The following is a 26,529-nucleotide window of genomic DNA, read 5'->3' on the forward strand; positions in this document are numbered from 1 at the left end:
ACGGAAAACGCCGGACGAGCTGATCGAGTCAGCCCGTCCGGCGTTTGAGGACGAGGCCCGTTCAGGGCCGAAGCGGGGGTCCGGGGGCGGCAGCCCCCGGGGGGGGGCGGTCGGCTCAGGTCAGGTTGACCGACCGCGACGACGTCGCGCCGATCTCCGCGGCCAGCTCGGCCAGGACACCGGAGGACACCGTGTCGTCGACGGTCAGCACGGCCAGCGCCTCGCCGCCCACCGCCGCGCGCGCGACCTGCATGCCGGCGATGTTGATGCCCGCCTCGCCGAGGATGCGGCCCACGGTGCCGACGACACCCGGACGGTCCTCGTACTTCAGGACGACCATGTGGTCGGCGAGCGCGAGGTCCACGTCGTAGTCGCCGACCGCGACGATCTTCTGGACGTGCTTCGGGCCGGCCAGCGTGCCGGAGACCGACACCTCCTCGCCGTTGCCGAGGGTGCCGCGCACGGTGACCACGTTGCGGTGGTCCGGCGACTCGGAGCTGGTGGTCAGCCGCACCTCGACACCGCGTTCCTGGGCGAACAGCGGGGCGTTGACGTACGACACCGTCTCGTCGACGACGTCCTCGAAGACGCCCTTGAGCGCGGACAGCTCCAGCACCTTCACGTCGTGCTGGGTGATCTCGCCGTAGACCTCGACGTCGAGGCGGACCGCGACCTCGCCGGCCAGGGCGGTGAAGATCCGGCCCAGGCGCTCGGCGAGCGGCAGACCCGGCTTGACGTCCTCGGCGATGACACCGCCCTGGACGTTCACCGCGTCCGGCACCAGCTCACCGGCGAGGGCGAGGCGGACGGACTTCGCGACGGCGATGCCCGCCTTCTCCTGCGCCTCGTCGGTGGAGGCGCCGAGGTGCGGGGTGGAGACGACCTGGTCGAACTCGAACAGCGGGGAGTCCGTGCAGGGCTCCTTCGCGTACACGTCCAGGCCCGCGCCCGCGACGCGGCCCTCCTTCAGCGCCGAGTACAGCGCCTCCTCGTCGACGATCCCGCCGCGCGCGGCGTTGACGATGCGCACGCTCGGCTTGACCTTGCGCAGCGCCTCGTCGCCGATCAGACCGACCGTCTCGGGGGTCTTGGGCAGGTGGACGGTGATGAAGTCGGAGACCTCGAGCAGCTCGTCCAGCGACAGCACCTTCACGCCCATCTGCGCGGCGCGCGCGGGCTGCACATACGGGTCGTAGGCGACGACCTTCATGCCGAAGGCGGACATCCGCTGGGCGACCAGCGCGCCGATGCGGCCGAGGCCGACGACGCCGAGGGTCTTCTCGGCCAGCTCCACACCCGTGTACTTGCTGCGCTTCCACTCGCCGTTCTTCAGCGCGGCGTTGGCCTGCGGGATGTTGCGGGCGGTGGCGAGGAGGAGACCGCAGGCCAGCTCGGCGGCGGTCACGATGTTCGAGGTGGGGGCGTTGACGACCATCACGCCGGCCTTGGTGGCGGCGGAGACGTCCACGTTGTCCAGGCCGACGCCGGCTCGCGCGACGACCTTCAGCTTGTTCGCGGCGGCGATGGCCTCGGCGTCCACCTTGGTGGCGGAGCGGATCAGGATCGCGTCGACGTCGGCGATGGCCGGAAGCAGTTCGCTCCGGTCCGCGCCGTTGCAGTGGCGGATCTCGAAGTCCGGGCCAAGCGCGTCCACGGTCGCGGGCGACAGCTCTTCAGCGATGAGTACGACAGGTTTCGAGCTCACGTGAGTCCTCACAAGTCCAATGCATGCGGACGGCCGTCCCAACGGCCGCAGGCGGAGGAGGGGCTAGCCGCGTGGAAGACGCACGACGCTGTGGGCCTGAACGCGTATGTTGTGCAGCAGTCTAGTGGCGTGGCGGAGGTCGTCTTGCGCCTCTGCGGAAGGATCACCCGTCCGTGGCTGGACGGGATGGACAACGCCTTCTTCTTCGACGTTACCCCGGGTTCGCCGAAGGGGCTGTCGTCAGCCGACGACAGCCCCTCGGGGTGAGGCTTACGCCTCCTCGTTCACCCAGCTCATGAGCTTGCGCAGCTCCTTGCCGGTGGTCTCCAGCAGGTGCTCGGCGTCCTGCTGCTTGTACTCGTTGTACTTCTTCAGACCGCCGTGGTACTCGTCCATCCAGGTCTGGGCGAAGGTGCCGTCCTGGATCTCGGCGAGGACCTTCTTCATCTCGGCCTTGGTGGCGTCGGTGATGATCCGCGGGCCGGTGACGTAGTCGCCCCACTCGGCGGTCTCGGAGATCGACCAGCGCATCTTCTCCAGGCCGCCCTCGTACATGAGGTCCACGATCAGCTTCAGCTCGTGCAGGCACTCGAAGTAGGCGATCTCCGGCTGGTAGCCCGCCTCGGTCAGCGTCTCGAAGCCGGCCTTCACCAGCGCGGCCGTACCACCGCAGAGGACGGCCTGCTCGCCGAACAGGTCGGTCTCGGTCTCCTCGGTGAAGGTGGTCTTGATGACGCCGGCGCGGGTGCCGCCGATGCCCTTGGCGTACGACAGGGCCAGCGCGAAGGCGTTGCCCGTGGCGTCCTGCTCGACGGCCGCGATGCACGGAACGCCGCGGCCCTCCTCGTACTGACGGCGCACCAGGTGGCCCGGGCCCTTCGGGGCGACCATGCAGACGTCGACGCCGGCCGGGGGCTTGATGAAGCCGAAGCGGATGTTGAAGCCGTGGCCGAAGAACAGCGCGTCGCCGTCCTTCAGGTTCGGGGCGATGTGCTCCTCGTAGACCTGGGCCTGGATCGGGTCCGGGACGAGGATCATGATGACGTCGGCCTCGGCGGCGGCCTCGGACGGGGTCACCACGCGCAGGCCCTGCTCCTCGGCCTTCGCCTTGGACTTGGAGCCCTCGTGCAGACCGACGCGGACGTCGACACCCGAGTCACGCAGCGACAGGGCGTGGGCGTGGCCCTGGCTGCCGTAACCGATGACCGCGACCTTGCGGCCCTGGATGATGGACAGGTCGGCGTCGGCGTCGTAGAACAGCTCGGCCACTTTGGGTTCTCTCCTTGAGTGCAGGTGTTGCGTCCCACCGTATGACGGCGGGGGGAAGGGAAGTCTCGGGGTCTCGGTATACGGGCGGCCCCGGTGGCCGGAAGCCGCCCGTACGGAGGTGTCAGGCGCTGCGGTCGAGGGCGCGCAGCGAGCGGTCCGTGATCGAACGCGCACCGCGTCCGATCGCGATCGTGCCGGACTGGACCAACTCCTTGATGCCGTACGGCTCCAGCATCTTGAGCATGGCGGACAGCTTGTCGCTGCTGCCGGTGGCCTCGATGGTGACGGCCTCCGGGGAGACGTCGACCGTCTTGGCGCGGAACAGCTGGACGATCTCGACGATCTGGGAGCGCGTCTCGTTGTCGGCGCGCACCTTCACCAGAACGAGTTCGCGCTGAACGGCCGAACCCGGCTCCAGCTCGACGATCTTGAGCACGTTGACCAGCTTGTTGAGCTGCTTGGTCACCTGCTCCAGCGGCAGGTCCTCGACGTTCACCACGATGGTGATGCGGGAGATGTCGGGGTGCTCGGTGACACCGACGGCGAGCGAGTCGATGTTGAAGCCGCGGCGGGAGAACAGGGCGGCGATCCGGGCGAGGATGCCCGGCGTGTTCTCCACCAGGACGGAGAGCGTGTGCTTGGACATGTCTTCTTGCTCTTCTCTGCCAGTCGACGTCAGTCGTCTTCGTTGTCGCCGAAGTCGGGGCGGACGTCCCGGGCGGCCATGATCTCGTCGTTGGAGGTGCCGGCGGCGACCATCGGCCACACCATCGCGTCCTCGTGGACGATGAAGTCGATGACGACCGGGCGGTCGTTGATCGAGTTCGCCTCCTCGATGACCTTGTCGAGGTCGGCCGGGTCCTCACAGCGGATCGCGTAGCAGCCCATGGCCTCCGACAGCTTCACGAAGTCGGGGATCCGGGTGCCCTGGCCGGGCTCCCTGCCGTCGTGCTCCGGACCGGAGTGCAGGACGGTGTTGGAGTACCGCTGGTTGTAGAAGAGGGTCTGCCACTGGCGGACCATCCCGAGGGCGCCGTTGTTGATGATGGCGACCTTGATCGGGATGTTGTTCAGGGCGCAGGTGGTCAGCTCCTGGTTGGTCATCTGGAAGCAGCCGTCGCCGTCGATCGCCCAGACCGTACGGTCCGGCGCGCCGGCCTTGGCGCCCATCGCGGCCGGGACCGCGTAGCCCATGGTTCCGGCGCCGCCGGAGTTCAGCCAGGTGGCGGGCTTCTCGTACTCGATGAAGTGCGCGGCCCACATCTGGTGCTGGCCGACGCCCGCGGCGAAGATCGTGCCCTCCGGGGCCAGCCGGCCGATCCGCTCGATGACCTGCTGCGGGGCCAGCGAGCCGTCCTCGGGCTGGTCGTAGCCGAGCGGGTAGGTGTCGCGCCAGCGGCTGAGGTCCTTCCACCAGGCGCTGTAGTCGCCCTTGTGGCCCTCGCTGTGCTCCTTCTGCACGGCCTGGATCAGGTCGGCGATGACCTCGCGGGCGTCGCCGACGATCGGCACGTCCGCGGCGCGGTTCTTGCCGATCTCCGCCGGGTCGATGTCGGCGTGGACGATCTTGGCGTACGGGGCGAAGCTGTCCAGCTTGCCGGTGACACGGTCGTCGAAGCGGGCACCGAGGGCGACGATCAGGTCGGCCTTCTGCAGCGCGGTGACGGCGGTGACCGCACCGTGCATGCCCGGCATTCCCACGTGCAGCGGGTGGCTGTCGGGGAACGCGCCGAGCGCCATCAGGGTGGTGGTGACGGGCGCTCCGGTGAGTTCGGCGAGGACCTTCAGCTCGGCGGTGGCCTTGGCCTTGAGGACGCCGCCGCCGACGTAGAGGACGGGCCGCTTGGCGGCGGTGATCAGCTTGGCGGCCTCGCGGATCTGCTTGGCGTGCGGCTTGGTCACCGGCCGGTAGCCGGGCAGGTCCATGGTGGGCGGCCAGGAGAAGGTGGTCTTCGCCTGGAGGGCGTCCTTGGAGATGTCGACCAGGACCGGGCCGGGGCGGCCGGTGGAGGCGATGTGGAACGCCTGCGCGATCACCCGCGGGATGTCCTCGGCCTTGGTGACCAGGAAGTTGTGCTTGGTGATCGGCATGGTGATGCCGACGATGTCCGCCTCCTGGAAGGCGTCCGTGCCGATCGCCTTCGAGGAGACCTGCCCGGTGATCGCCACGAGCGGCACCGAGTCCATGTGCGCGTCGGCGATCGGGGTGACCAGGTTGGTGGCGCCGGGTCCCGAGGTCGCCATGCAGACGCCGACCTTGCCGGTGGCCTGCGCGTAGCCGGTGGCCGCGTGGCCGGCGCCCTGCTCGTGGCGGACCAGGACGTGGCGCACCTTGGTGGAGTCCATCAGCGGGTCGTATGCCGGAAGGATCGCGCCGCCGGGAATGCCGAATACCGTGTCGGCGCCGACCTCCTCGAGAGAGCGGATGAGGGACTGCGCACCCGTGACGTGCTCGGGGGCGGAGTGCTGTCCTCCGGATCGGGGCCGCGGCTGCGGGTGATGGGCCCCGGTGGCCTGCTCGGTCATCGGCATTCTCTTCTCGATGCTGAGGGTTTTTGCGAAGTTTGTGCGGTGTACGACTGCTGTACGGCAGGTGCCCGTGCAACAAAAAACCCCTCGTGCCGTAAGGCAAGCGAGGGGAGCGCGCCGGTGAGGTCGCTGGGGATTCCGGATCGTCCTCCGGTGGGTCCCAGCTCAGCCGACGCGCTGTCCAAGTACGAGAATTCGGGTGCGCATGGCACTGACCCTCCCCCCGGCACGCACCCACTGTCAAGTGGGTGGGACGGGAGTCTCATTATGTGAGCGAAGGGCCGTCCCGCCTCCGAAGACGGCGGTCACACCACCCGTGTACACCCCCGCGCCGCCGCCCGCCAGAGCGGGCTCGGCCGGTCCGTGCGGCACCGGAAAGTGGCCGGATCCGAGTGCCCGGCGCAGCCGGTACTCGTCCAGCGGACCGGAGAACGCCATGCCCTGCCCGTGCGTGCAGCCCATCGCGCGCAGGGCCACGACCTGCTCCGGCAGGTCCACGCCCTCGGCCACGGACTGCAGCCCGAGGTCGGCGGCGATACGCAGCAGACCGCTGGTGATCTTGTGCAGCCGCGCGGACTCGACGACGCCCTCGACCAGGCCGCGGTCGAGCTTCAGCACGTCCAGCGGGAGGCGCCGCAGCGCGGTGATGGCCGGGCAGCCGGTGCCGAACCCGTCCAGCGCGATCCGCACGCCGAGCCGCCTGAGGCCGCTCAGCCGGCGTTCCAGCTCCTCCAGCGGGACCCGCTGATCGATGTCCGACAGCTCGATGATCAGCGACCCCGACGGCAGCCCGTGCCGGGTCAGCAGGGCCTCCACCGAGCCGAGCGGCATCGAGCGGTCCAGCAGCCGGCGGGCGGCCATCCGGACGGCCACCGGCACGACGAGCCCGCCCGCGGCGCGCTCGGCGGCCTGCTCGACGGCCTCCTGGATCGTCCAGCGGCCCAGCTCGGCGGTCTTGTCGCTGTCCTCGGCCACCCGCAGGAACTCGGCGGGCGTGAACAGCACCCCTTGCGAGGACCGCCAGCGCGCCAGCGCGGTGACCGACGAGATCCGGCCGTCCGCGAGCCGCACCACGGGCTGGTGCAGCAGCGTGAACTCGCCGTCGTGCAGCGCGGCCCGCAGCCGGGTGGCCAGCTCCGCCTTGCGGACGACGTCCTGCTGCATCTGCGGCTTGTACAGCACCACGCGGCCCTTGCCGGCCGACTTGGCCCGGTACATGGCCAGGTCGGCGTTGCGCAGCAGCTCGCCCGCGCCGAGGCCGGGCTCGGCGAAGGCGACGCCGATGGAGGCGGCGACCCGGACATCGTTGCCGTCGATGACGTACGGCTGCGACAGCTTCACCCTGAGGCGGTCGGCGAGCTCCAGGATGTTGCGTTCGCGGGCGGCCCGGTCCCGGGTGGCGCCGTCGCCGACGATCAGGGCCGCGAACTCGTCGCCGCCCAGCCGGGAGGCGGTGTCGCCCTGGCGGACCGCCTCCTGGAGCCTGCGGGCGGCCTGCACGAGGAGTTCGTCCCCGGCCTGGTGCCCGATGGTGTCGTTGACGGCCTTGAAGCCGTCCAGGTCGATGAAGAGCACGGCCGTGCCCCTGAGGGCGGCGCCCCGGTCGGAGGCGCGGCGGCCGGACAGGGCCTGCTGGACGCGCTTGGTGAACAGCGCGCGGTTGGGCAGGTCGGTCAGCGGGTCGTGCTCGGCGTTGTGCTGCAACTGCGCCTGGAGGCGCACCCTTTCGGTCACGTCCCGGCTGTTGAAGATCAGGCCGCCGTGGTGGCGGTTGACGGTCGACTCGACGTTCAGCCAGCCGCCGTCCCCGGACCGGAAGCGGCACTCGATGCGGGTCGTGGGTTCCTCCAGGGGGCTGGCGGCGAGGAAGCGGCGCACCTCGTGCACCACGCAGCCCAGGTCCTCCGGGTGGATGAGATCGGCCAGTTCCGAGCCCACCAGTTCCTCCGCGGGGCGGCCGTAGACCCCGGCGGCGGCCGGGGAGACGTACCGGAGGATGCCGTTGGGCGCGGCGATCATGATGACGTCGCTGGAGCCCTGCACCAGGGAGCGGAAGTGGTTCTCCTTCTGCGCCAGTTCCTGGGTGAGGGTGATGTTGTCGAGCAGCATGATCCCCTGGCGCACCACCAGCGCGAGCACCACGGTGCCGCCGGTGAGCAGCACCACGCGGTCGACGCTGCGGCCGTTGAGCACGTTGTAGAGGATCCCCAGCGTGCACACGGCGGCGGCCAGGTACGGCGTGAGGGCGGCCAGCGAGCCGGTGAGCGGGCGGGTGGACGGATAGCGGCTGTGCTCGCCCGGCGGTACCGGACCGTGCGGGGGATGGCCCGCGGGTCGCTGTCCCGGCACGTGCTCGTGCACCACGCGCGTGTGCTGCTCCTCGCCCTGCCGCGGCGCCACCCAGGGGGCGTACGCCAGCAGCAGCGAACCGGCGAACCAGCCCGCGTCGAGGAGCTGGCCCGAGCGGTAGCTGTGGTGCAGCAGCGGCGAGGTGAACAGGGCGTCGCACATCACGGTCAGGGCGAGCGCGCCGATCGCCGTGTTGACGGCCGGGCGGTGCGTGCCCGAACGCCGGAAGTGCAGCGCCAGCACCATGCTGACCAGGGCGATGTCGAGCAGCGGGTAGGCGAGCGAGAGCGCGGCGTGCGCCACGCCCTGGCCGCCGCCCTTGGCCGCCTGGGCCAGCGCCAGGCTCCACGACAGGGTGAGCAGCGAGCCGCCGATCAGCCAGGCGTCCAGCGCCAGGCAGACCCAGCCGGCCTTCGTCACCGGCCGCTTGGCGAGCACCAGCAGGCCCACGATGGCGGGCGGCGCGAAGCACAGGAAGAACAGGTCGGCGTAGGAGGGGCTGGGTACGGGCTGCCCCAGGACGACCTCGTACCAGCCCCAGACCAGGTTGCCCATCGCCGCCATCGCGGAGGACAGGGCGAACAGCAGCCACGCGGGTCGAAACCGCACCCGGCGGCTGCGGGCGTAGAGGAGGCAGGACACCGCGGCGGCGCCGGCCGCCGCGCTCAGCCCGAAGTCCCCCATGATGAGGGCGAGCTGCTCCGAGCCCCAGCCGAGCGCGGATCCGACGGCGTAGGCCGCGCACACCAGGGCCAGCAGCAGTTGGTGGACCGCGCTCGGCCCGCTGTGCGGGACGGGCGGACGGGGACGCGGCGCACTCGAGGCGCGCTGGGTCCGCAGTCGTGCGTCGAGGGTGGTGGGAGGCGAGGGCGCGTTCACCGGTCCCTCCCGCTCCGCGGCGCCGCCCCCGCATCGCGCGGGTCCCGCTGCGCCGGATGTGCGTGCCGCCTGCGGCTGCTGTACCGGCGGTGGTGAGGACTGTGGTTGTGGTTGCCGTGGTGGCCGCCATGACCGGCGTGGTGGCCACGCCTGCGCGTGGCCGTGCGCCAGGGTCGCCGTCGGCGGCCCCGCCGAGTCGGATCGTTGGTCCATAGGCCGTGCATCGCCCGTCGCCCCCCTCGCAGTCTGAAATGTCCATCCCCGGCGCCGAACGGTCCACGGCGCAGCCCCTGTCGGGACGATACACCAGTCTCGTCACTCAGGGACATAGCTTCTCTACGCTCCGTGACCACCAGCGGGAATGCGGGTACGGACCGCGTCCGAGGGATTGCGGAGGGTACCCGAAACGGATTACACGCCCGCGGCGCCGGTTGCGCCAGCCCTGTCGGCGCCCGTCGTAAGGATCACGTTGCGCAGCGGCTGCCGGTTCACGAAACGGCTCAACTGGTCCACCAGGAGCCGCTTGGCGCGCGGCAGGAACGCGGACGTGGGTCCGCCGACATGGGGGCTGATCAGCACGCCCGGCGCACGCCACAGGGGGTGGCCCGGCGGCAGCGGCTCCGGATCCGTGACGTCCAGGGCCGCCGTGATCCGGCCGCTCTCCAGCTCGCCGAGCAGCGCCTTGGTGTCGACGACCGGCCCGCGGGCGACGTTGACGAGCAGCGCTCCGTCCTTCATCCGCGCCAGGAACTCGGCGTCGACGAGCCCGCGCGTGGTCTCGGTGAGCGGGGTGGAGAGCACCACCACGTCCGCCTCGGGCAGCAGGGCGGGCAGATCGGTGAGCGGATGCACAGGACCGCGCGCCGTGGTGCGCCCCGAGCGCGCGACGCGCGCCACCCGCGCGACCTCGAACGGTTCAAGCCGGTCCTCGATCGCTGATCCGATCGAGCCGTACCCCACGATGAGGACGCTCTTGTCGGCCAGCGCGGGACGGAACCCGCCCAGCCACTCGCCCCGGCCCTGCGCGCGCACGAAGTCGGGAATCCCCCGCAGCGAGGCGAGGATCAGGGTGAGCGTCAGCTCGGCCGTGCTGGCCTCGTGCACCCCGCGCGCGTTGCACAGCCGCACCCCCGCGCGGATCCGGCCCAGCGCCGGCTCCACGTGGTCGATGCCGGCCGACAGCGTCTGCACCACCTCCAGCGAGGTCATCTCCGGCAGGGGACGCTGCCCCAGTTCGGCGGGCTTCATGTAGGGGACGACGTAGAAGGCGCAGTCGGCGGGGTCCGAGGGGAAGGTTTCCGCACCGTCCCAGAAGCGGTACGTCGGCCCCTCCGGAAGCCCCTCGATCTCCTCCGGCGGGATGGGCAGCCACACGTCAGCAGTCATGGTCCGGAGGCTATGTCAGGGGCGCGCGGGCGCAGACGTTAGGTTGGGGGCCGGGAGAGGGAGGGTCACGACCAGGTGGAGCGCAGGACGATCGGCGCGGCGGCACTCGCGGTGGGGGCCGTCGGACTCGGGTGCATGCCGATGAGCTGGGCGTACAGCACGTCCAGGCAGCGCGGCGACGAATCGCTCAGGGCGGTGCACCGGGCGCTGGATCTTGGCTCGACGCTGCTGGACACCGCCGATATGTACGGTCCCTTCACCAACGAGCTGCTGGTGGGCCGGGTGCTGAAGGAGCGGCGCTCCGACGCGTTCGTCTCCACCAAGGTGGGGCTGCTGGTGGGCGAGCAGCACATCGTGGCCAACGGACGCCCGGGCTATGTGAAGCGGGCCTGCGACGCGTCGCTGAGACGGTTGCAGACGGACGTGATCGACCTCTACCAGCTGCACCGCGCCGACCCCGAGGTCCCGGTCGAGGAGACCTGGGGGGCGATGGCGGAGCTGGTCCGGGCCGGGAAGGTGCGGGCGCTGGGCTTCTGCGCGGTCGGCGCACGCGGCGGACGCCGGTCCGGCAGTCGCCTCTACGATGCGACGATCCGCCAACTCCAGCGGGTCCAGCAGGTGTTCCCGGTGAGCGCGGTGCAGGCGGAGCTGTCGGTCTGGTCCCCGGAGGCCCTGGAGACGCTGCTCCCCTGGTGTGAGACGCGCGGCATCGGCTTCCTGGCGGCGATGCCGCTCGGCAACGGCTTCCTCACCGGCACGCTGACCCCCGGCGAAGGCTTCGAGCCGGACGACATGCGCGCCCGCCACCCGCGCTTCACCGCCGAGATGATGGCCGCCAACCAGCCCATAGTGGCCGGCCTGCGCCGCGTCGCCGCCCGCCACGGCGACCATGTCACCCCCGCCCAGGTGGCCCTGGCCTGGACGCTGGCCCAGGGCCGCCACGTCGTCCCGGTCCCCGGCACCAAGCAGGAACGCTGGGTCACCCAGAACGCCGCCGCGGCCGGGCTGCGGCTGTCGCCGCAGGACCTGGCCGAGGTGGCGGGGTTGCCGGGGGCGCAGGGATCGTGGGAGTAGGCGGCACGGCGGCAGGGAGCTGACACGGCGGTGATCCGGCGGGCCGGTGACCCGGTGCGGTTCGGGGTGCCGGGATCGGGAACCTGTGGGGCGCGAGCGGTGTATGACAAGGAGAAGCCGGGCTGGAGACCGCCGCGTCGAAGGGACCAAGATCGTGCAACGTCGAGCTGTGTCGGCCGTGTTGGCCGCGGCCGCCCTCGTGCTCACGGCCGCCTGCTCCTCCGAGGACGGCGGAGGAGCACCGGGCGGCGCCGAGCGCGCCACCCCGAGTCGTACGGCCGCCGAGGCCTCGCCCCCGGGCGGCGCGGCCGAGGAGACCCCGCCGGCGACCGGCACCGTCAAGGTGGTCCGCACCGTCACCGAGGGCCTGAACAGCCCCTGGGGCCTCGCCCCGCTCCCGGACGGCGACCTGCTCGTCTCCTCCCGCGACGAGGGCACGATCCTCCGGGTCGACGACAAGACGGGCGAGAAGACCGAGCTGGGCGAGGTGCCCGGCGTCTCCGCGGCCGGCGAGGGCGGCCTGCTCGGCATCGCCCTGTCCCCGGACTACGCCTCGGACCACATGGTCTACGCCTACTTCACCTCCGCCTCGGACAACCGCATCGTCCGCATGCTCCACGACGAGCAGAAGCCCGCCGGCGAACAGCTCGGCGCTCCCGACACGATCTTCAAGGGCATCCCCAAGGGCTTCGTCCACAACGGCGGCCGTATCGCCTTCGGCCCCGACAAGATGCTCTACGCCGGCACGGGCGAGAGCGGCGAGGAGGGCCTCTCCCAGGACAAGGAGTCCCTGGGCGGCAAGATCCTCCGTCTGACCCCGGAGGGAGAACCGGCCCCGGGCAACCCGTTCCCGGACTCCCCGGTGTATTCCTACGGCCACCGCAATGTGCAGGGCCTCGCCTGGGACGACAAGCAGCGTCTGTTCGCCGCGGAGTTCGGCCAGGACGCCTGGGACGAGCTGAACGCGATCAAGCCGGGCGACAACTACGGCTGGCCCGAGGCCGAGGGCAGGTCCGACGAACCCGGCTTCCACAACCCGATAGCCCAGTGGACCACCGACGAGGCCTCCCCCAGCGGCATCGCCTACGCCGAGGGCTCGATCTGGATGGCGGGCCTGCGCGGCGAGCGCCTGTGGCGGATCCCGCTGAAGGGCACGGAGGCCTCGGCCGACCCGCAGGCCTTCCTGGAGGGCGACCACGGCCGGCTGCGCACGGTGGTCCCCGCGGGCGGCGACAGGCTCTGGCTGGTCACCAGCGAGACGGACGGCCGCGGCTCCCCCGGGGAGGGCGACGACCGGATCCTGGAGCTCCAGGTGAGCTGACCGCGCTCACTCCCCCTCCGGCGCTCCGCCCCCCGTCTCCGGCTCGTCGGTCCCCGCCTCCGGCTCGGTCCGCCGTATGACGACCTTCCCGGACGCGAGGTCTATCGGCCCGCGTCCGGGATCGGCGTCACCGACGTCCTCCCGGGTCAGCTCCAGCCGGTTCTGTTCGTCGCGGGTGTGCTTGCGGCCCGGGGCGAACAGTTCCTCGAAGGGGTTGAACACAGAACCTCCCTGGGCCGGCGTCCCTCCAGCGTAAGCCTCAGCCGGCGGGACCGGCCGGGAGCGGTTCCATGGGGAACAGCCCCAGCCGGTGGGCGACCGCCGCCGCCTCGCCTCTGCCGGAGACGCCGAGCTTGGCCAGGATGTTGGAGACGTGGACGCTGGCCGTCTTCGGGGAGATGAACAGCTCCTCGGCTATCTGGCGGTTGGTGCGCCCGGCGGAGACCAGGCGCAGGACGTCGCGCTCCCGGCTGGTCAGGCCCAGTGCCTCGGCCGGGTCGGCGGGCGCGAGGGCCTGCTGCGGGGCGCGGGTCAGGGAGAGACGGGCGCGCTGGGCGAGCAGGGTGACGGCCTCGGCGAGCGGTCGGGCGCCGAGGTGGCCGGCGACGGCGTGGGCGAGGCGCAGCAGCTCGGCTGCGCGGTCACGGTCGTCCTCGCCGCCGGCCGTGAGCAGGGCCTCGGCGAGGCGGTGGCGGACCCGGGCCAGGTCATAGGGGCGTTCCAGCCGCTCGAAGGCGGTGACCACGTCGGACCAGGTGTCCGGGTCGGCGGTGTCCTCGGCGCGGTGCAGTTCGGCGCGGACCCATGTGTCGTGGGCGAGCCAGATGGGAGCGCCGGTGGTGAGGCGCTTGGCGGCGTCGCGGATGCGGTCGATCGCCTCGGTGCGGCCCTGGTGGGCGGCGGGCAGGGCGCGGGCGTCGGCCTCGGCGGTGGCGGCGGCGAGGAGCAGGGGCCAGGCGTAGCGGTGGGTGCCGGGCGGGAAGCCGGTGTCCAGGAGGGTGTGGAGTTCGGCGCGGAGGTCGAGGAGGCGGCCTTCGGCGGCGGCGATGCCGAGGCTGATGCCGGCGAGCGGGAGGGACTGCTGGGGCATGGGGTCGTGGGTGCCGAAGTAGCCGCGGGCGGCGGCGAGATGGCGGGCCGCCTCGGCCACGTCGCCCCGGCCCAGGGCGACTCGGGCGAGGCACATGGTGCCGGTGCCCTGCGGCTTGGCGCTCTGGCCGCGCCGCAGGGCGTTCTCCGCGGCCTGGGCGGCCTCGTCCCAACGGCCCAGTGAGTAGAGCGAGTCGGAGAGGTTGGCCCAGACCCAGGCCTCGGTGTTGAGCAGGCCGAAGGTGCGGGTGTGCGCGACGCCCTGTTCGAGCAGAGGCACGGCCTCGCGCGAGCGGCCCACGGCCTCCAGCTCGGAGGGGAGATTGATGTAGGCGCGACCCGCGACATAGGGCATGCCCTCGGCGAGGGTGCGCTCCTTGACCTCGTACATCACCGCGAGCCCGGCCTCGGTGTCGCCGGAGTCGACCATGAGGCCGCCGAGGGTCAGGCGGGCGTTCAGCTCGGTCTCGCGGGCGCCGACCATCCTGGCGTACTCCACCGCGCGTTCGGCCGCGGAGAAGGCCTGCGGGCCCGGGGCGCGCAGCATCAGCCAGCCGGCGACGGCGGCCAGCACGTCGGCGTGCACCTGGGACGGCGGCAGGCCGCGGACGAGGTCCTGGGCGGTGGCGAGTTCCGTCCAGCCGTCCCCGCGGCCCTTGCTCTGCATCAGCTGGGCGCGCTGGGTCCAGAACCAGGCGGCGCGCAGCGGGTCGGGCTCCTCCTCCAGCAGCCTCAGGGCGCGCTTGGTGATCTTCATGGCGCGGTCCCGCTCGCCGCAGAGCCGGCCCGCGACGGCGGCCTCGGCCATCAGGTCGAGGTAGCGCAGCGGGGCGGTCTCGGGGTCGCAGCCGCAGGGGGGATAGACCTCGGTGTGGTCGGCGGGGCGCAGGGTGGCGCGGATCTCCTCGGGGGCGGCGTCCCACAACTCCATCGCGCGTTCCAGGAGCCGGAGTTGTTCGGCGTAGGCGTGGCGGCGGCGGGCGGCGGAGGCGGCGTCGAGGACGGCGGGGAGGGCCTTGGCGGGGTCGTGCGCGTGGTACCAGTAGCTGGCCAGCCGGGTGACGCGCTGGTCGGCGGGGACCAGGGCGGGGTCGGCCTCCAGGGCCTCGGCGTAGCGGCGGTTGAGGCGGGAGCGTTCACCGGGCAGCAGGTCGTCGCTGACGGCCTCGCGGACCAGGGAGTGGCGGAAGCGGTAGCCGTCGCCGCCGGGGGTGGGGAGCAGCAGATGGGCGTTGACGGCGGCGCGCAGCGCCTCGATGAGGTCGTCCTCGGCGAGCCCGGCGACGGCGGCGACCAGCGCGTGCTCGACGGTGGAACCGCCCTCGGCGACGATCCGGGCGACCCGCTGGGTGCTCTCGGGCAGCGCCTCGACGCGGACGAGGAGGAGGTCGCGCAGGGAGTCGGTGAGGCCCGTGTGGCAGCCCTCGTGGGCGGCGACGGCCAGTTCCTCGACGAAGAAGGCGTTGCCGTCGGAGCGTTCGAAGATGTCGTCGACGTGGGCGGGGTCGGGTTCGGCGGCCAGGATGCCGGCGATCTGGCGGCCGACCTCCTCGCGGGTGAAGCGGGCGAGTTCGAGGCGGCGGACGGTGCGCAGCCGGTCGAGTTCGGCGAGCAGGGGGCGCAGCGGGTGGCGGCGGTGGATGTCGTCGGAGCGGTAGGTGGCGAGGACGACGAGGCGGCCGGTGCGGAGGGTGCGCAGCAGGTAGGAGAGCAGGTGGCGGGTGGAGGCGTCGGCCCAGTGCAGGTCCTCCAGAGCGAGGACGACCGTGTGGTCGGCGGCGACGCGTTCCAGCAGGCGGGCGGTGAGTTCGAAGAGGCGGGCCACGCCCTCCTCGTCGTCGTGCCGCCCGGCGCCGACCTCGCCCAGTTCGGGCAGCAGCCGGGCCAGTTCCTCCTCCTGGCCGGCGGCCGCGGCGGCCACGGCGTCCGGCAGGGCGCGGCGCAGGGTGCGCAGGGCGGCGGAGAACGGGGCGAAGGGCAGTCCGTCGGCGCCGATCTCGACGCAGCCGCCGAGCGCGACGACGGCGCCCTTCCGGCCGGCGACGGCGGCGAACTCCTCGACGAGCCGCGTCTTGCCGACGCCGGCCTCGCCGCCGAGCAGCAACGCCTGCGGCTCTCCCGCGGCGGCACGGGCGAGCGCGTCGTCGAGCGTCGCCAACTCCTCGGCGCGACCGACGAAAACGGGACTGACGGACCTGGTCTCCACGGCCCCGAGCATCGCATGCGGGTCCGACAACGCGGCACCGGTTTTCCGGCGGGCGAAGGCAACGGGGATGCGACGCGCGACCGGCCCGGCGCCTGTCGGTGGGGCGCCGGGCCGGTCGGGTGCGTCGGTGCGGTGCCGGGTGGTGGAGCGAGCCGGCTCCTGCCCGGCCGCCACGTTCACGCGGTGCGCGGGAAGCGGGAGCGGCGGAGGCGGCGGCTATGGGACTCGCTCTCGGCGGTGCGTCGGGCGGCTTGTCGGCGCGCGGCGCGGTTGTTCCGGGCGACCTCGCGGGCCAGGCGCTCCTGCTCGGCGTGGCGAATCAGCTCGGCGGACCGCATCTGCTGCAACTCGTACGCGTTCATGGTCTCTCCCGGGGAGATCGAAGGGTCGGTCATCGCTCTCTGCGATGCCTCAACCTTCGTCTCCCAGGGGGGTCCGCCACATCGGGAGAGTTCCGCATCTTGGGGGTGGGGCGGTGCCTTAGACGGGCGTGCGTGATCCGGGCGCCGCCATAAGTCCCCTAAGGCACATGCCTCCTGAGGCATAAGGCCCCTAGGCCGCCGGCAGTCCCAGCAGGACGTCGGTGTACTTCAGGACGGCCAGGAGCAGGCCGACGACGCCGAGTGAGATGCCCGCCCAGGCGACCGACTTGATCCAGGCGGCCTGCGGCCTGCCGGGCGCCCCGAACGCGGGCCGGGCGAGGACGACGACGCCGACCACCAGCGCGGCCAGCGCGAACAGGCCGGCCCACAGGGCGTTGGCCTGCCAGGCGTCGCCGTAGCCCTCCTTGACCATGGAGGCGACGCTGGAGGAGGTCGAGGTCTCCAGCTGGCCGATCAGCGACTCCCGCGCGGAGGCCACCGTGCCGACCCAGCTGCCGGTCAGTGAGACGACGCCGAGCGCGGCGGATACGACGGCTCCGGCGCCCTGCCCGACCCCGGAGGGCCCGGCTTCCTCGGCCGGCGCGGCCTCCTCGGCCTCCTCGGGGGCCTCGGGGGCCTCCGCCCCCGTCGTCTCGGCCTCCGTCACCTCGTCGTTCGTCGCCTCCTCAGCGGTCGTCGGCTCGTTCTCGTCCACAGTCTTGGTACCCATGCCCCGCACCGTACGGACGGAGTCTGAGAGCCGCCTTAATGATCGTTGTGCGCGGCGCGCCACTCGGGGGCGAGCACCGACCAGATCTCCATGTCGTGCCGTACGCCGTGGTGGAGGTAGCTCTCGCGCCGCACGCCGTCCCGGGTCATCCCCAGCCGCCGGGCGACGTTCAGGCTGGGCTGGTTGCCCGCGGCGGCGACCCACTCCACGCGGTGCATCCCGCGCTCCTCGAAGGCCCAGTCGAGCAGCACCCGCATCGCGCGCGTGACCAGCCCTCGCCCGGTGCCGGCGGGTTCCAGCCAGCAGCCGACCTCGCAGGTGCCCTCGGCGGCGTCGAAGTTCAGGAACAGGACGCCCCCGACGAGCTTGCCGCTCAGCCACAGCCCGTGCAGCGACCCGGTGTCGGCGGCGCGCCGGTCGGCGTGCCGCTGGAGCAGCTCCCGCGCGCCGGCCACATCGGTGGCCTGCTCCCCGAAGGGGACGAACCGGTTGATGAACTCCCGGCCCCGGTCGAGGTGGGCGAGGAACTCCTCGGCGTGCCAGGGCTCCAGGGGACGCAGTTCGGCTCCGTCGTCACCCAGGGATATCGCGTACATCCGGTCTGCCGCTCCTTATGCGCTACGTCAACGACGTCCGAGCTTTTCACGTTCGGCGTCGACATCCGCGAGCTTTTCCTGCTCGGGGCGGCACTCGGGCGGTTCGATGCTGATCCTCGGCAGGCGCCGGTCGAGCCAGCGCGGCAGCCACCAGTTGGCGCCGCCGAGCAGATGCATCAGCGCGGGCACCAGCAGCGTACGGAGGACGAAGGCGTCCAGGGCGACGGCGGCGGCGAGCGCTATACCGAACATCGCGATCACTCGGTCACCGCTGAGCACGAACGCGAGGAACACCGAGATCATGATCACGGCGGCCGAGTTGATCACCCGGCTGGTCTCGGCGAGGCCGACCCGCACGGCCCGCCGGTTGTCGCCGGTCTCCAGCCACTCCTCGTACATCCGGCTGACCAGGAAGACCTGGTAGTCCATGGAGAGGCCGAAGAGCACCGAGACCATGATCACCGGCAGGAACGGTTCGATGGGGCCCGCCCGGCCGAGACCGAGCAGCTCGCCGCCCCAGCCCCACTGGAAGATCGCGACGACCACGCCGAAGGCGCCCGCGACGGCGGCGACGTTCATCGCGGCGGCCTTCAGCGGGATCCCGATGGACCGGAAGGCGAGCAGGAGCAGCAGACAGCCCAGGCCGATCACGACGCCGACGAACAGCGGCAGCTTGCCGACGATCACGTCCGCGAAGTCGTCGTAGCCGGCGGTGACACCGCCGACGTTCAGATCGAGCGAGGTGCCCGCCTCCGCGCGGGGCAGCACCTCGGTGCGCAGCCGGTCCACGAGGTCGCTGGTCTGCTGCGACTGCGGGGAGGACTCCGGTACGACGGTCAGGTACGCGGTGTCGCCGCCCGCGTCGAACGTCACGGGGGACGCGGAGGCGACGCCCTCGGTGCCGCGCAGGGTGGCGTCGAGGTTGTCGAGGGCGAGCCGGTCACCGGCGCCGTGCACCTCGGTGACGAGGGTGAGGGGGCCGTTCACGCCGGGCCCGAAGCCGTCGGCGAGGAGGTCGTAGGCCTGCCGCGTGGTGGCCGTCTCCGGATCGTTGCCCTGGTCGGAGGTGCCCAGGTGGAGGGAGAGGGTGGGCAGGGCGAGCAGGGTCATCACGGCGAGCGCGAGCGCGCCGAGCTTCCTCGGGTGCCGTTCGACGAACGCGGACCAGCGGGCGGCGAACCCGGTGGGCAGCTCCGGCTCGGGCCCGTGCTCGGCGAGCCTGCGGCGTTCGCGGCGGCTGAGGGCCCGCATGCCGATGAGGGACAGCAGGGCGGGCAGCAGGGTCACGGAGGCCGCGACGGTGAGGACGACGGTCAGCGAGGCCGCGACGGCGACGCCGTTCAGGAAGCCGAGCCGCAGGATCAGCATGCCGAGCAGGGCGATGCAGACGGTCGCGCCCGCGAAAACGACCGCGCGTCCGGTGGTCGCGACGGCCTGGGTGGCCGCCTCGGTGACACCGAGCCCGCGTTTCAGGCCGCGCCGGTGCCGGGTGACGATGAACAGCGCATAGTCGATGCCGACGCCGAGGCCGATCAGCATGCCCAGCATGGGCGCGAAGTCGGCGACCGTCATGACGTGGCCGAGCAGCACGATCCCGGCGTAGGCGGTGCCGACGCTGACCAGCGCGGTGGCGATGGGCAGCAGGGAGGCGGCGAGCGAGCCGAAGGCGAGGAACAGCACGACCGCGGCGACGAGCACGCCGACCACCTCCGCGAGGTGCCCGCCGGAGGACTCGGTGAGCGCGACGGCGCTGCCGCCCAGCTCCACCCGGAGCCCGTCGCCCTCGGCGGCCTTGGCGGTGTCGACGACGGCCTTCGCCTCGGCGGCGTCTATGTCCTTGGCCTGGTCCTCGAAGGTGACGGTGGCGTACGCCGTATGGCCGTCCTCGCTGATCCGGCCGACGCCGTGGCCGTCGTAGGGGCCCGCCACGGAGGCCACGCCCGGCAGGTCGGCGATCTTCTGCAGGGTCCGGGTCATGGTCTGCTCGACGTCGGCGGCGCGGACGGTGTCCTGCTCGGTGTGCCAGACGACCGTGTCGCTGTCCCCGCCGAGGTTCGGGAAACCGTCCTTCAGCAGCTGTTCGGCGCGGCCGGACTCGGTGCCGGGGACCCGGTAGTCGTTCGAGTACGCGGTGCCGGCGACGACCGCGCCCGCGCCCACCCCTCCCAGGGCGAGGAGCCACAGCAGAACGGCGACCAGGCGGTGCCGGACACACCAGCGTGCAAGGGCTGCCACGAACGTGCTCCCAGAGTGGTGACGTGTGGATCTTTGGCCGGGAACAGTCCTACATAGTCTGAACAGCCCGCAAAGAACATATGAGCAATGCAGCCACTCTTGCAGGGAGATGTGATCATTTGGTGGTTTCGTGTGCTTGTTCACACGATGGTCGGATCACCTGTCAGTCGAACTGGTCGCCCACCGCCATCACCATCACCCCGGCGATCAGCAGCCACAGGGCCCTGCGGGTGCGGCCCCGGGAGCCGAGCAGGGCGGCGAGGGCGCACACGGCGGCGCCGAGGGCGTAGGCGGCCGGGACGAGTGCCGGAGCGGGGGCGGCGAGCCGCAGCCCGGACGCGGCGAGCCCCGCGAGGGCCAGCAGCGCCCCGGCTCCGGCGGCCGTCCAGCGGGCCCGCCGCGCGTCGGTCATCCCCTCGGCTATCTCGGGTTCCGGGTCGGAATCAGCACGTCCACTCATGGCGCGGGAGCGTAGCGCGTACGGCCGCAGCCGATGGATGAGGGGCGTTTGTCGCAGTTCGCGCGGGTCATCGCGCGGGTCGCGGGCGCCGTACGCATGCCACAGGCCCTGGGGACGAGTGTCCCCAGGGCCTGTACGCGTGGTGGGCTCAGCCCTCGCTGACGCGTGGTGGGCTCAGCCCTCGCTGACGCCCAGCTTCTCCAGGATCAGCTCCTTGACGCGCGCCGCGTCGGCCTGGCCGCGGGTGGCCTTCATGACCGCGCCGACCAGGGCGCCGACCGCGGCCACCTTGCCGCCGCGGATCTTGTCCGCGATGGCCGGGTTGCCGGCGATGGCGTCGTCGACGGCGGCGGTGAGCGCGCCCTCGTCGGAGACGACCTTCAGACCGCGCTTCTCGACGACCTCGTCCGGGGTGCCCTCACCCGCGAGCACGCCCTCGATGACCTGGCGGGCCAGCTTGTCGTTCAGGTCACCCTTCGCGACCAGCTCGGTGACCCGGGCCACCTGCGCCGGGGTGATCGCCAGCTCGTCCAGCGCCTTGCCGGACTCGTTGGCGCTGCGGGCCAGCTCGCCCATCCACCACTTGCGGGCGGCCGCGGCGTCGGCACCGGCCTCGATCGTGGCGACGATCCGGTCCAGCGCACCGGCGTTGAGGATCGCCTGCATGTCGGTGGCGGAGACGCCCCACTCCTCGCGGAGCCGGTTGCGGCGGACCAGCGGCAGCTCGGGCAGGCCCGCCCGCAGCTCCTCGACCCAGTCCCGCGAGGGCGCCACCGGCACCAGGTCGGGCTCCGGGAAGTACCGGTAGTCCTCGGCCTCCTCCTTCACGCGGCCCGAGGTCGTCGAGCCGGTGTCCTCGTGGAAGTGGCGGGTCTCCTGGACGATCGTGCCGCCGTCGCCGAGCACGGCCGCGTGCCGCTGGATCTCGAAGCGGACCGCACGCTCCACCGAACGCAGGGAGTTGACGTTCTTGGTCTCCGAGCGCGTGCCGAACTTCTCGCTGCCCTTGGGCATCAGCGACAGGTTCACGTCGCAGCGCATCTGGCCCATCTCCATGCGGGCCTCGGACACACCGAGGGCACGGATCAGCTCCCGCAGCTCGCGGACGTACGCCTTCGCCACCTCGGGGGCGCGCTCGCCGGCGCCGACGATCGGCTTGGTGACGATCTCGATGAGCGGGATGCCGGCGCGGTTGTAGTCGAGCAGCGAGTGCTGGGCACCGTGGATACGGCCCGTCGCGCCGCCGACGTGGGTCGACTTGCCGGTGTCCTCCTCCATGTGGGCGCGCTCGATCTCCACGCGGAAGGTCTCGCCGTCCTCCAGCTGCACGTCGAGGTAGCCGTTGAAGGCGATCGGCTCGTCGTACTGGGAGGTCTGGAAGTTCTTCGGCATGTCCGGATAGAAGTAGTTCTTCCGGGCGAAGCGGCACCACTCGGCGATCTCGCAGTTCAGCGCGAGACCGATCTTGATCGCGGACTCGACGCCGGTCGCGTTGACGACCGGGAGCGCGCCGGGCAGGCCGAGGCAGACCGGGCAGGTCTGGGTGTTCGGATCGGCGCCGAGCGCGGTCGAACAGCCGCAGAACATCTTGGTCTTGGTGCCGAGTTCGACATGGACCTCGAGGCCCATGACGGGGTCGTACGACGCCAGCGCGTCCTCGTACGACACCAGGTCGGTCGTGGTGGTCACGGTGAAACTTCCCTCTCAGCCCAGCAGGACGTCGTCGTCGCCCAGCCGCTTCAGCTCGCGGTAGAGAATGGCGAGGTTGGTGACGACCGCGGCGCCGGTCACCACGGCGTCGAGCAGCCGCAGCGTGTCGTTCTCGCCACGGGCCTTCTTGATCTGCTTGTAGACACCGACGGCGCCGAACGCCGACGTGGCCATCGAGATGTACAGACCGGAACGGGACTTCTTGAAGCCCTTGGCCTTGGACAGTGCACTCACAGCGACGGAGCCTCCTCCAGGAGCGGGTGGCCCCACTTTTCCACGAAGGCGGCCTCGACGGCGGCGCCGACCTTGTACAGGCGCTCGTCCTTCATCACCGGGGCGATGATCTGCAGGCCGACCGGGAGGTTGTCCTCCGGGGCGAGACCGCAGGGCAGCGACATGGCCGCGTTGCCCGCCAGGTTGGTCGGGATGGTGCACAGGTCCGCGAGGTACATCGCCATCGGGTCGTCGGCGCGCTCGCCGATCGGGAAGGCGGTGGTCGGGGTCGTCGGGGAGACGATCACGTCGACCTGCTCGAACGCCTTGTCGAAGTCCTGCTTGATGAGCGTACGGACCTTCTGGGCGCTGCCGTAGTACGCGTCGTAGTAGCCGGAGCTGAGCGCGTAGGTGCCGAGCATGATGCGGCGCTTGACCTCGGGGCCGAAGCCCGCCTCACGGGTGAGGGAGGTGACCTCCTCGGCGGAGTGCGCGCCGTCGTCGCCGGTCCGCAGGCCGTAGCGCAGGCCGTCGAAGCGCGCGAGGTTGCTGGAGCACTCGCTCGGGGCGATCAGGTAGTACGCCGACAGGGCGAGGTCGAAGGACGGGCAGTCCAGCTCGACGATCTCGGCGCCCAGTTCCCTCAGCAGCTCGACGGACTCGTCGAAGCGCTGGATGACGCCGGCCTGGTAGCCCTCGCCGCGGAACTGCTTGACCACGCCGACGCGCATGCCCCGCACGCTGCCGTTGCGGGCGGCCTCGACGACCGGCGGGACCGGGGCGTCGATGGAGGTGGAGTCCATCGGGTCGTGACCGGCGATGACCTCGTGCAGCAGCGCCGCGTCCAGGACCGTACGGGCACAGGGCCCGCCCTGGTCGAGGGAGGACGAGAAGGCGACCATGCCGTAGCGGGAGACCGCACCGTACGTCGGCTTCACGCCGACCGTGCCGGTGACGGCGGCCGGCTGACGGATGGAGCCGCCGGTGTCGGTGCCGATGGCGAGCGGCGCCTGGAAGGAGGCGAGCGCGGCGGAGGAACCGCCACCCGAACCGCCGGGGATCTTGGTGAGGTCCCAGGGGTTGCCGGTCGGCCCGTAGGCGCTGTTCTCGGTGGAGGACCCCATGGCGAACTCGTCCATGTTGGTCTTGCCGAGGATGACGACGTCGGCGGCCTTCAGCTTCCGGGTCACCGTCGCGTCGTACGGCGGGATCCAGCCCTCGAGGATCTTCGAGCCGACGGTCGTGGGCACGCCCTCGGTGGTGAAGATGTCCTTCAGCGCGAGGGGGACGCCGGCCAGCGGGCCGAGCTTCTCGCCGCGCTCCCGCTTCTCGTCGACGGCGCGGGCCTGCGCGAGGGCGCCCTCACGGTCGATGTGCAGGAAGGCGTGCACCTTCTCGTCGACGGCCTCGATCCGGGCCAGGTGCGCCTCGGTGACCTCGACGGCGGTCAGCTCGCCGGAAGCGATCTTCGCGGCGATCTCGGCCGCGGTGAGCTTGATGATGTCCGTCATGGCGGATTACTCCTCCCCCAGGATCTGCGGCACCTTGAAACGCTGCTGCTCCTGGGCCGGGGCGCCGGAGAGCGCCTGCTCGGGGGTGAGCGACGGGCGGACCTCGTCCGGGCGCATGACGTTCGTCAGCGGGAGCGGGTGCGAGGTCGGCGGTACGTCTTGGTCGGCGACCTCGCTGACGCGGGCGACCGCGCCGATGATGTCGTCCAGCTGTCCCGCGAAGTGGTCGAGCTCTTCGGGCTTCAGCTCCAGACGCGCCAGCCGGGCGAGGTGGGCGACCTCCTCGCGCGTGATGCCAGGCATGCAGCGATCCTCTGGGGTGAGTGTGAGTGTTTTGGCCCAATCCTATGGGGCGCCGCCCCATGCCCGTGAAACGGTTTGCCGCGACCGGCGCACGGAGGCGCCGGGCGCACTGGTGAGCCAACGGCACGGGGACCGACCTAGGGGGGCGGGGCTGTATCGATATGCGGCTCCGCCGCGTGGGCGCGACCAGCCACAACCGACCCGCACCCGGCCGACGACCGAACCCGGCACTGCCCCTGGCCGCTACTCCTCCGCCGCCGCCGCAGGCAATGCCGCAGCCGCGCGGGAGGGCCGCTGCCAGCCCCGGGAACCCCGGGCCCGCAGCCACGCCGTGGTCTCCTCGGGAGGCATCGCCGCGGCGACCAGCCAGCCCTGTACGGCGTCGCAGCCCAGGTCCCGCAGGCGTTCCCAGGTCTCGTCGTCCTCGACGCCCTCGGCCACCACCAGCAGCCCCAGGGAGTGCGCGAGATCCACCGTGCAGCGCACGATCTCCGCGTCCTCGGTGTCCACGGCGAGACGGGCCACGAAAGAGCGGTCGATCTTCAGTTCGCTGACCGGGAGGCGCCGCAGATGGACCAGGGAGGAGTAGCCCGTGCCGAAGTCGTCCAGGGACATCTTCACGCCGTGGCCGGTGAGGCCGGCGAGGGTGTCGGCGGCGCGCTGCGGGTCCTCCAGGAGGACGTGTTCCGTGATCTCCAGCTGGAGCGCCCCGGCCGGGACGCCGTGGCGGGCCAGGCGGGCGGCGACGGAGCCGGCGAAGCCGGGGGTGTGGACGTCGCGTGGGGAGACGTTGACGGCGACCGGGACGAACAGACCCTGGGAGCGCCACTCGGCGACCTGGCCGAGCGCGGTCTCCAGCACGTACTCGGTGAGGTGGGGCATCAGCCCGGAGGACTCGGCGATCGCTATGAACTCGTCCGGCGGCACCTTGCCCCGCTCCGGGTGCACCCAGCGCACCAGCGCCTCCAGGCCGGCCACCTGGCCGTCGAAGCGGACCTTCGGCTGGTAGTGCAGCTGCACCTCGTGGGCGTCCAGCGCCCGGCGCAGGTCGGCGAGGAGCCCGAGCCGGTCGGGGGTGTTCGAGTCGCGCTTGGACTCGTAGACCTCGACGCCGGTGCGGTCCCGCTTCGCCTGGTACATCGCCACGTCCGCGCGGCGGAGCATGCCCTCCGCGTCGAGCGCGTGGTCGGGGAAGACCGCGACGCCGGCGCTGGCCTCCAGGACCAGGGTGAGCCCGTCGAGGTCGAGCGGGGAGCTGAGCGCGGCCACCAGGCCGCGGGCGATCCGGGTCGCGGAGGTCGTGGAGTCGGCGACCGGCAGTAAGACGGCGAACTCGTCGCCGCCCAGCCGGGCGACCTCCGCGCCGCGCGGCAGGGCCAGCCGCAGCCGGTCGGCGGTCTGCAGCAGCAGCCGGTCACCGGCCAGATGGCCCAGGGTGTCGTTGACCGATCGGAAACGGTCGAGGTCGATCAGCATCAGGGCGGCGCGGGCGCCGATGCGCTCGGCGTCGTCGAGGGCGGTCCAGATGCGCTCCAGCAGCCACTGCCGGTTGGGCAGCCCGGTGAGCGGATCGCGCAGTTGCTCCTCGGCCCGGGCCCGGGCTATCCACAGGGTGGAGTCGAGGGCGATGAGCGGGATGGAGAACAGCGGCAGCAGGATCGGCTTGGCGACGGCGACCACACAGACCAGCGGCGCGATGCCGAGCAGCGCGATCGCGACCAGGCCCTGTCTGACCAGGGCGGTGCGGGCGACGGTGGGCAGGCCGCCGGTGCGGGGCGCGTGCAGGTACCACAGCAGGATGCGGGTCATCAGGAGGTACGCGGCCGCGACCAGCACCACCTCGGGGGCGGTGTAGAGCGTCCAGGAGTCGGGGTTCCAGGGATCCTCGACGGACGGCACCCGGCCGAAGGCGGCGAGCACCAGGGCGCCGGCGCCGATGCCGAGGATGTCCACCGCGCCGTGCAGGACGCCCTGCCGCCAGCGGTGGCGCCGGGCTATGCCGACCAGTACGACCACGGTGAGGCTGACCATGCCGGCCGACACCCAGCCGTAGAGCAGCAGCACGGCGAGGGTGAGGGCGGCGCCGGAGCCGGTGCCGCCCCACCAGCGGGCGCGGCCGAGCATGACCAGGTGGCCGACGATGATGCCGGTCAGCACGGCCAGCGACCAGCCGGCCGTGCCGGACGGGAAGAGCGCGTGATGGCCGGTGAAGGCCCGCAGAAAGCCGGCGCCGAGCGCGAACCCGGCGGCGGCGACGACGGCCGCGGGCAGCGCGGGCCACGACAGGTGCCGTTCGCCCTCGGCTTCCGGCAGCCCGGTGCCGCGCCCGGCGGTCAGGGGTGCGGTGCCGGGGCCGTCCGCGACCGCGGACGCTCCCGGGGCCCGCTCCCGCGTACCCGCGTTCCGGGCCGGCCGGCGGCCCCCTCGCCAGACGCCGGCCAACCGGCGCAGCCGTGAATCCGGGGCGGCGCTCTCGGTCGGTTCCATTCCCGTCCCTCTCACAGCCGGCGGTGCCCACGCCTCGCGGCCCGATGCCCGACAACCTTCAGCGGCGCCGCGTTGGAAAACCCTTCCCCGTGCCCGTCAAGAGCAGGGGATGCCC

At 72.0% G+C, this 26,529-nt stretch carries 20 protein-coding genes; 2 read left to right on the forward strand and 18 right to left on the reverse strand.

From position 1 onward, the window contains the following. Positions 1-115 precede the first annotated feature (115 nt). The 6 genes from serA to ACZ42A_RS22390 all read right to left on the reverse strand — a co-directional run bounded on the left by serA (position 116) and on the right by ACZ42A_RS22390 (position 10,117). Entirely contained in the window at positions 116-1,705 is a 1,590-nt protein-coding gene (gene serA / locus ACZ42A_RS22365) for a phosphoglycerate dehydrogenase (protein WP_468529000.1), read from the reverse strand. Positions 1,706-1,975: 270 nt separating this feature from the next. Continuing rightward, positions 1,976-2,974, reverse strand: coding sequence for a ketol-acid reductoisomerase (gene ilvC, locus ACZ42A_RS22370; RefSeq protein ID WP_073941084.1), 999 nt, complete (start codon positions 2,972-2,974; stop codon positions 1,976-1,978). A gap of 121 nt (positions 2,975-3,095) precedes the next feature. Further along, entirely contained in the window at positions 3,096-3,620 is a 525-nt protein-coding gene (gene ilvN, locus ACZ42A_RS22375; RefSeq protein WP_043504310.1) for an acetolactate synthase small subunit, read from the reverse strand. Between the two features lie 29 nt (positions 3,621-3,649). Further along, positions 3,650-5,506: an acetolactate synthase large subunit gene (locus ACZ42A_RS22380; protein ID WP_468529001.1), complete on the reverse strand. Its 1,857-nt coding sequence runs from the start codon at positions 5,504-5,506 to the stop codon at positions 3,650-3,652. Between the two features lie 237 nt (positions 5,507-5,743). Continuing rightward, the gene (locus ACZ42A_RS22385; RefSeq protein ID WP_468529002.1) at positions 5,744-8,944 is read right to left on the reverse strand and encodes a putative bifunctional diguanylate cyclase/phosphodiesterase; all 3,201 of its coding nucleotides are present in this window, start codon (positions 8,942-8,944) and stop codon (positions 5,744-5,746) included. A 198-nt stretch (positions 8,945-9,142) separates the two neighbouring features. Continuing rightward, the gene (locus tag ACZ42A_RS22390; RefSeq protein ID WP_468529003.1) at positions 9,143-10,117 is read right to left on the reverse strand and encodes a 2-hydroxyacid dehydrogenase; all 975 of its coding nucleotides are present in this window, start codon (positions 10,115-10,117) and stop codon (positions 9,143-9,145) included. A gap of 75 nt (positions 10,118-10,192) precedes the next feature. On the opposite strand from ACZ42A_RS22390, the gene ACZ42A_RS22395 reads away from it, so the two are divergent. Both ACZ42A_RS22395 and ACZ42A_RS22400 read left to right on the forward strand, forming a co-directional pair. Continuing rightward, on the forward strand, positions 10,193-11,191 hold the full coding sequence (locus tag ACZ42A_RS22395) for an aldo/keto reductase (protein ID WP_468529004.1): 999 nt from the start codon (positions 10,193-10,195) through the stop codon (positions 11,189-11,191). Positions 11,192-11,360: 169 nt separating this feature from the next. Next, entirely contained in the window at positions 11,361-12,512 is a 1,152-nt protein-coding gene (locus ACZ42A_RS22400; protein ID WP_468529005.1) for a PQQ-dependent sugar dehydrogenase, read from the forward strand. A gap of 6 nt (positions 12,513-12,518) precedes the next feature. Here ACZ42A_RS22400 and ACZ42A_RS22405 read toward each other — a convergent pair whose 3' ends face one another. The 12 genes from ACZ42A_RS22405 to ACZ42A_RS22460 form a co-directional block, all read right to left on the reverse strand. Further along, a complete protein-coding gene (locus tag ACZ42A_RS22405) occupies positions 12,519-12,734 on the reverse strand; it encodes a DUF6191 domain-containing protein (protein ID WP_468529006.1) in 216 nt (71 codons plus the stop codon). A gap of 37 nt (positions 12,735-12,771) precedes the next feature. Next, the gene (locus ACZ42A_RS22410) at positions 12,772-15,819 is read right to left on the reverse strand and encodes a helix-turn-helix transcriptional regulator (RefSeq protein WP_468529069.1); all 3,048 of its coding nucleotides are present in this window, start codon (positions 15,817-15,819) and stop codon (positions 12,772-12,774) included. Between the two features lie 164 nt (positions 15,820-15,983). Beyond that, complete coding sequence (locus ACZ42A_RS22415; RefSeq protein ID WP_468529007.1) at positions 15,984-16,202, reverse strand: hypothetical protein; 219 nt, start codon at positions 16,200-16,202, stop codon at positions 15,984-15,986. A gap of 157 nt (positions 16,203-16,359) precedes the next feature. Continuing rightward, complete coding sequence (locus ACZ42A_RS22420) at positions 16,360-16,899, reverse strand: hypothetical protein (protein WP_468529008.1); 540 nt, start codon at positions 16,897-16,899, stop codon at positions 16,360-16,362. A 35-nt stretch (positions 16,900-16,934) separates the two neighbouring features. Continuing rightward, positions 16,935-17,495 carry a GNAT family N-acetyltransferase gene (locus ACZ42A_RS22425; protein ID WP_468529009.1) on the reverse strand — a complete coding sequence of 187 codons (561 nt, stop codon included), beginning with the start codon at positions 17,493-17,495 and terminating at the stop codon, positions 16,935-16,937. A gap of 27 nt (positions 17,496-17,522) precedes the next feature. Beyond that, positions 17,523-19,730 (reverse strand): MMPL family transporter, encoded by a 2,208-nt coding sequence (locus ACZ42A_RS22430; RefSeq protein ID WP_468529010.1) that lies wholly within the window; start codon positions 19,728-19,730, stop codon positions 17,523-17,525. Between the two features lie 163 nt (positions 19,731-19,893). After that, positions 19,894-20,190, reverse strand: coding sequence for a hypothetical protein (locus ACZ42A_RS22435; protein WP_468529011.1), 297 nt, complete (start codon positions 20,188-20,190; stop codon positions 19,894-19,896). 174 nt (positions 20,191-20,364) lie between these two features. Beyond that, positions 20,365-21,879 (reverse strand): Asp-tRNA(Asn)/Glu-tRNA(Gln) amidotransferase subunit GatB, encoded by a 1,515-nt coding sequence (gene gatB / locus ACZ42A_RS22440; RefSeq protein WP_468529012.1) that lies wholly within the window; start codon positions 21,877-21,879, stop codon positions 20,365-20,367. A 15-nt stretch (positions 21,880-21,894) separates the two neighbouring features. Then, a complete protein-coding gene (locus ACZ42A_RS22445) occupies positions 21,895-22,134 on the reverse strand; it encodes a hypothetical protein (protein WP_073941070.1) in 240 nt (79 codons plus the stop codon). Next, positions 22,131-23,624, reverse strand: a complete 1,494-nt coding sequence (gene gatA, locus ACZ42A_RS22450) for an Asp-tRNA(Asn)/Glu-tRNA(Gln) amidotransferase subunit GatA (RefSeq protein ID WP_468529013.1) — start codon at positions 23,622-23,624, stop codon at positions 22,131-22,133. Before gatA ends, ACZ42A_RS22445 begins: the two co-directional genes overlap by 4 nt. 6 nt (positions 23,625-23,630) lie before the next feature. Continuing rightward, positions 23,631-23,927, reverse strand: a complete 297-nt coding sequence (gene gatC / locus ACZ42A_RS22455; protein ID WP_004925108.1) for an Asp-tRNA(Asn)/Glu-tRNA(Gln) amidotransferase subunit GatC — start codon at positions 23,925-23,927, stop codon at positions 23,631-23,633. A gap of 243 nt (positions 23,928-24,170) precedes the next feature. Further along, positions 24,171-26,414: a putative bifunctional diguanylate cyclase/phosphodiesterase gene (locus ACZ42A_RS22460; protein WP_468529014.1), complete on the reverse strand. Its 2,244-nt coding sequence runs from the start codon at positions 26,412-26,414 to the stop codon at positions 24,171-24,173. Positions 26,415-26,529 lie beyond the last annotated feature (115 nt).

The organism is Streptomyces sp. NPDC030838 (assembly GCF_055572035.1).

Coding starts and splice junctions, on each gene's coding strand:
- ilvN (WP_043504310.1), bottom strand. CDS start 3,620: ATGTCCAAGCACACGCTCTCCGTCCTGGTGGAGAACACGCCGGGCATC.
- ACZ42A_RS22380 (WP_468529001.1), bottom strand. CDS start 5,506: ATGCCGATGACCGAGCAGGCCACCGGGGCCCATCACCCGCAGCCGCGG.
- ACZ42A_RS22385 (WP_468529002.1), bottom strand. CDS start 8,944: ATGGACCAACGATCCGACTCGGCGGGGCCGCCGACGGCGACCCTGGCG.
- ACZ42A_RS22390 (WP_468529003.1), bottom strand. CDS start 10,117: ATGACTGCTGACGTGTGGCTGCCCATCCCGCCGGAGGAGATCGAGGGG.
- ACZ42A_RS22410 (WP_468529069.1), bottom strand. CDS start 15,819: ATGCTCGGGGCCGTGGAGACCAGGTCCGTCAGTCCCGTTTTCGTCGGT.
- ACZ42A_RS22415 (WP_468529007.1), bottom strand. CDS start 16,202: ATGACCGACCCTTCGATCTCCCCGGGAGAGACCATGAACGCGTACGAG.
- ACZ42A_RS22420 (WP_468529008.1), bottom strand. CDS start 16,899: ATGGGTACCAAGACTGTGGACGAGAACGAGCCGACGACCGCTGAGGAG.
- ACZ42A_RS22425 (WP_468529009.1), bottom strand. CDS start 17,495: ATGTACGCGATATCCCTGGGTGACGACGGAGCCGAACTGCGTCCCCTG.
- ACZ42A_RS22435 (WP_468529011.1), bottom strand. CDS start 20,190: ATGAGTGGACGTGCTGATTCCGACCCGGAACCCGAGATAGCCGAGGGG.
- gatA (WP_468529013.1), bottom strand. CDS start 23,624: ATGACGGACATCATCAAGCTCACCGCGGCCGAGATCGCCGCGAAGATC.
- gatC (WP_004925108.1), bottom strand. CDS start 23,927: ATGCCTGGCATCACGCGCGAGGAGGTCGCCCACCTCGCCCGGCTGGCG.
- ACZ42A_RS22460 (WP_468529014.1), bottom strand. CDS start 26,414: ATGGAACCGACCGAGAGCGCCGCCCCGGATTCACGGCTGCGCCGGTTG.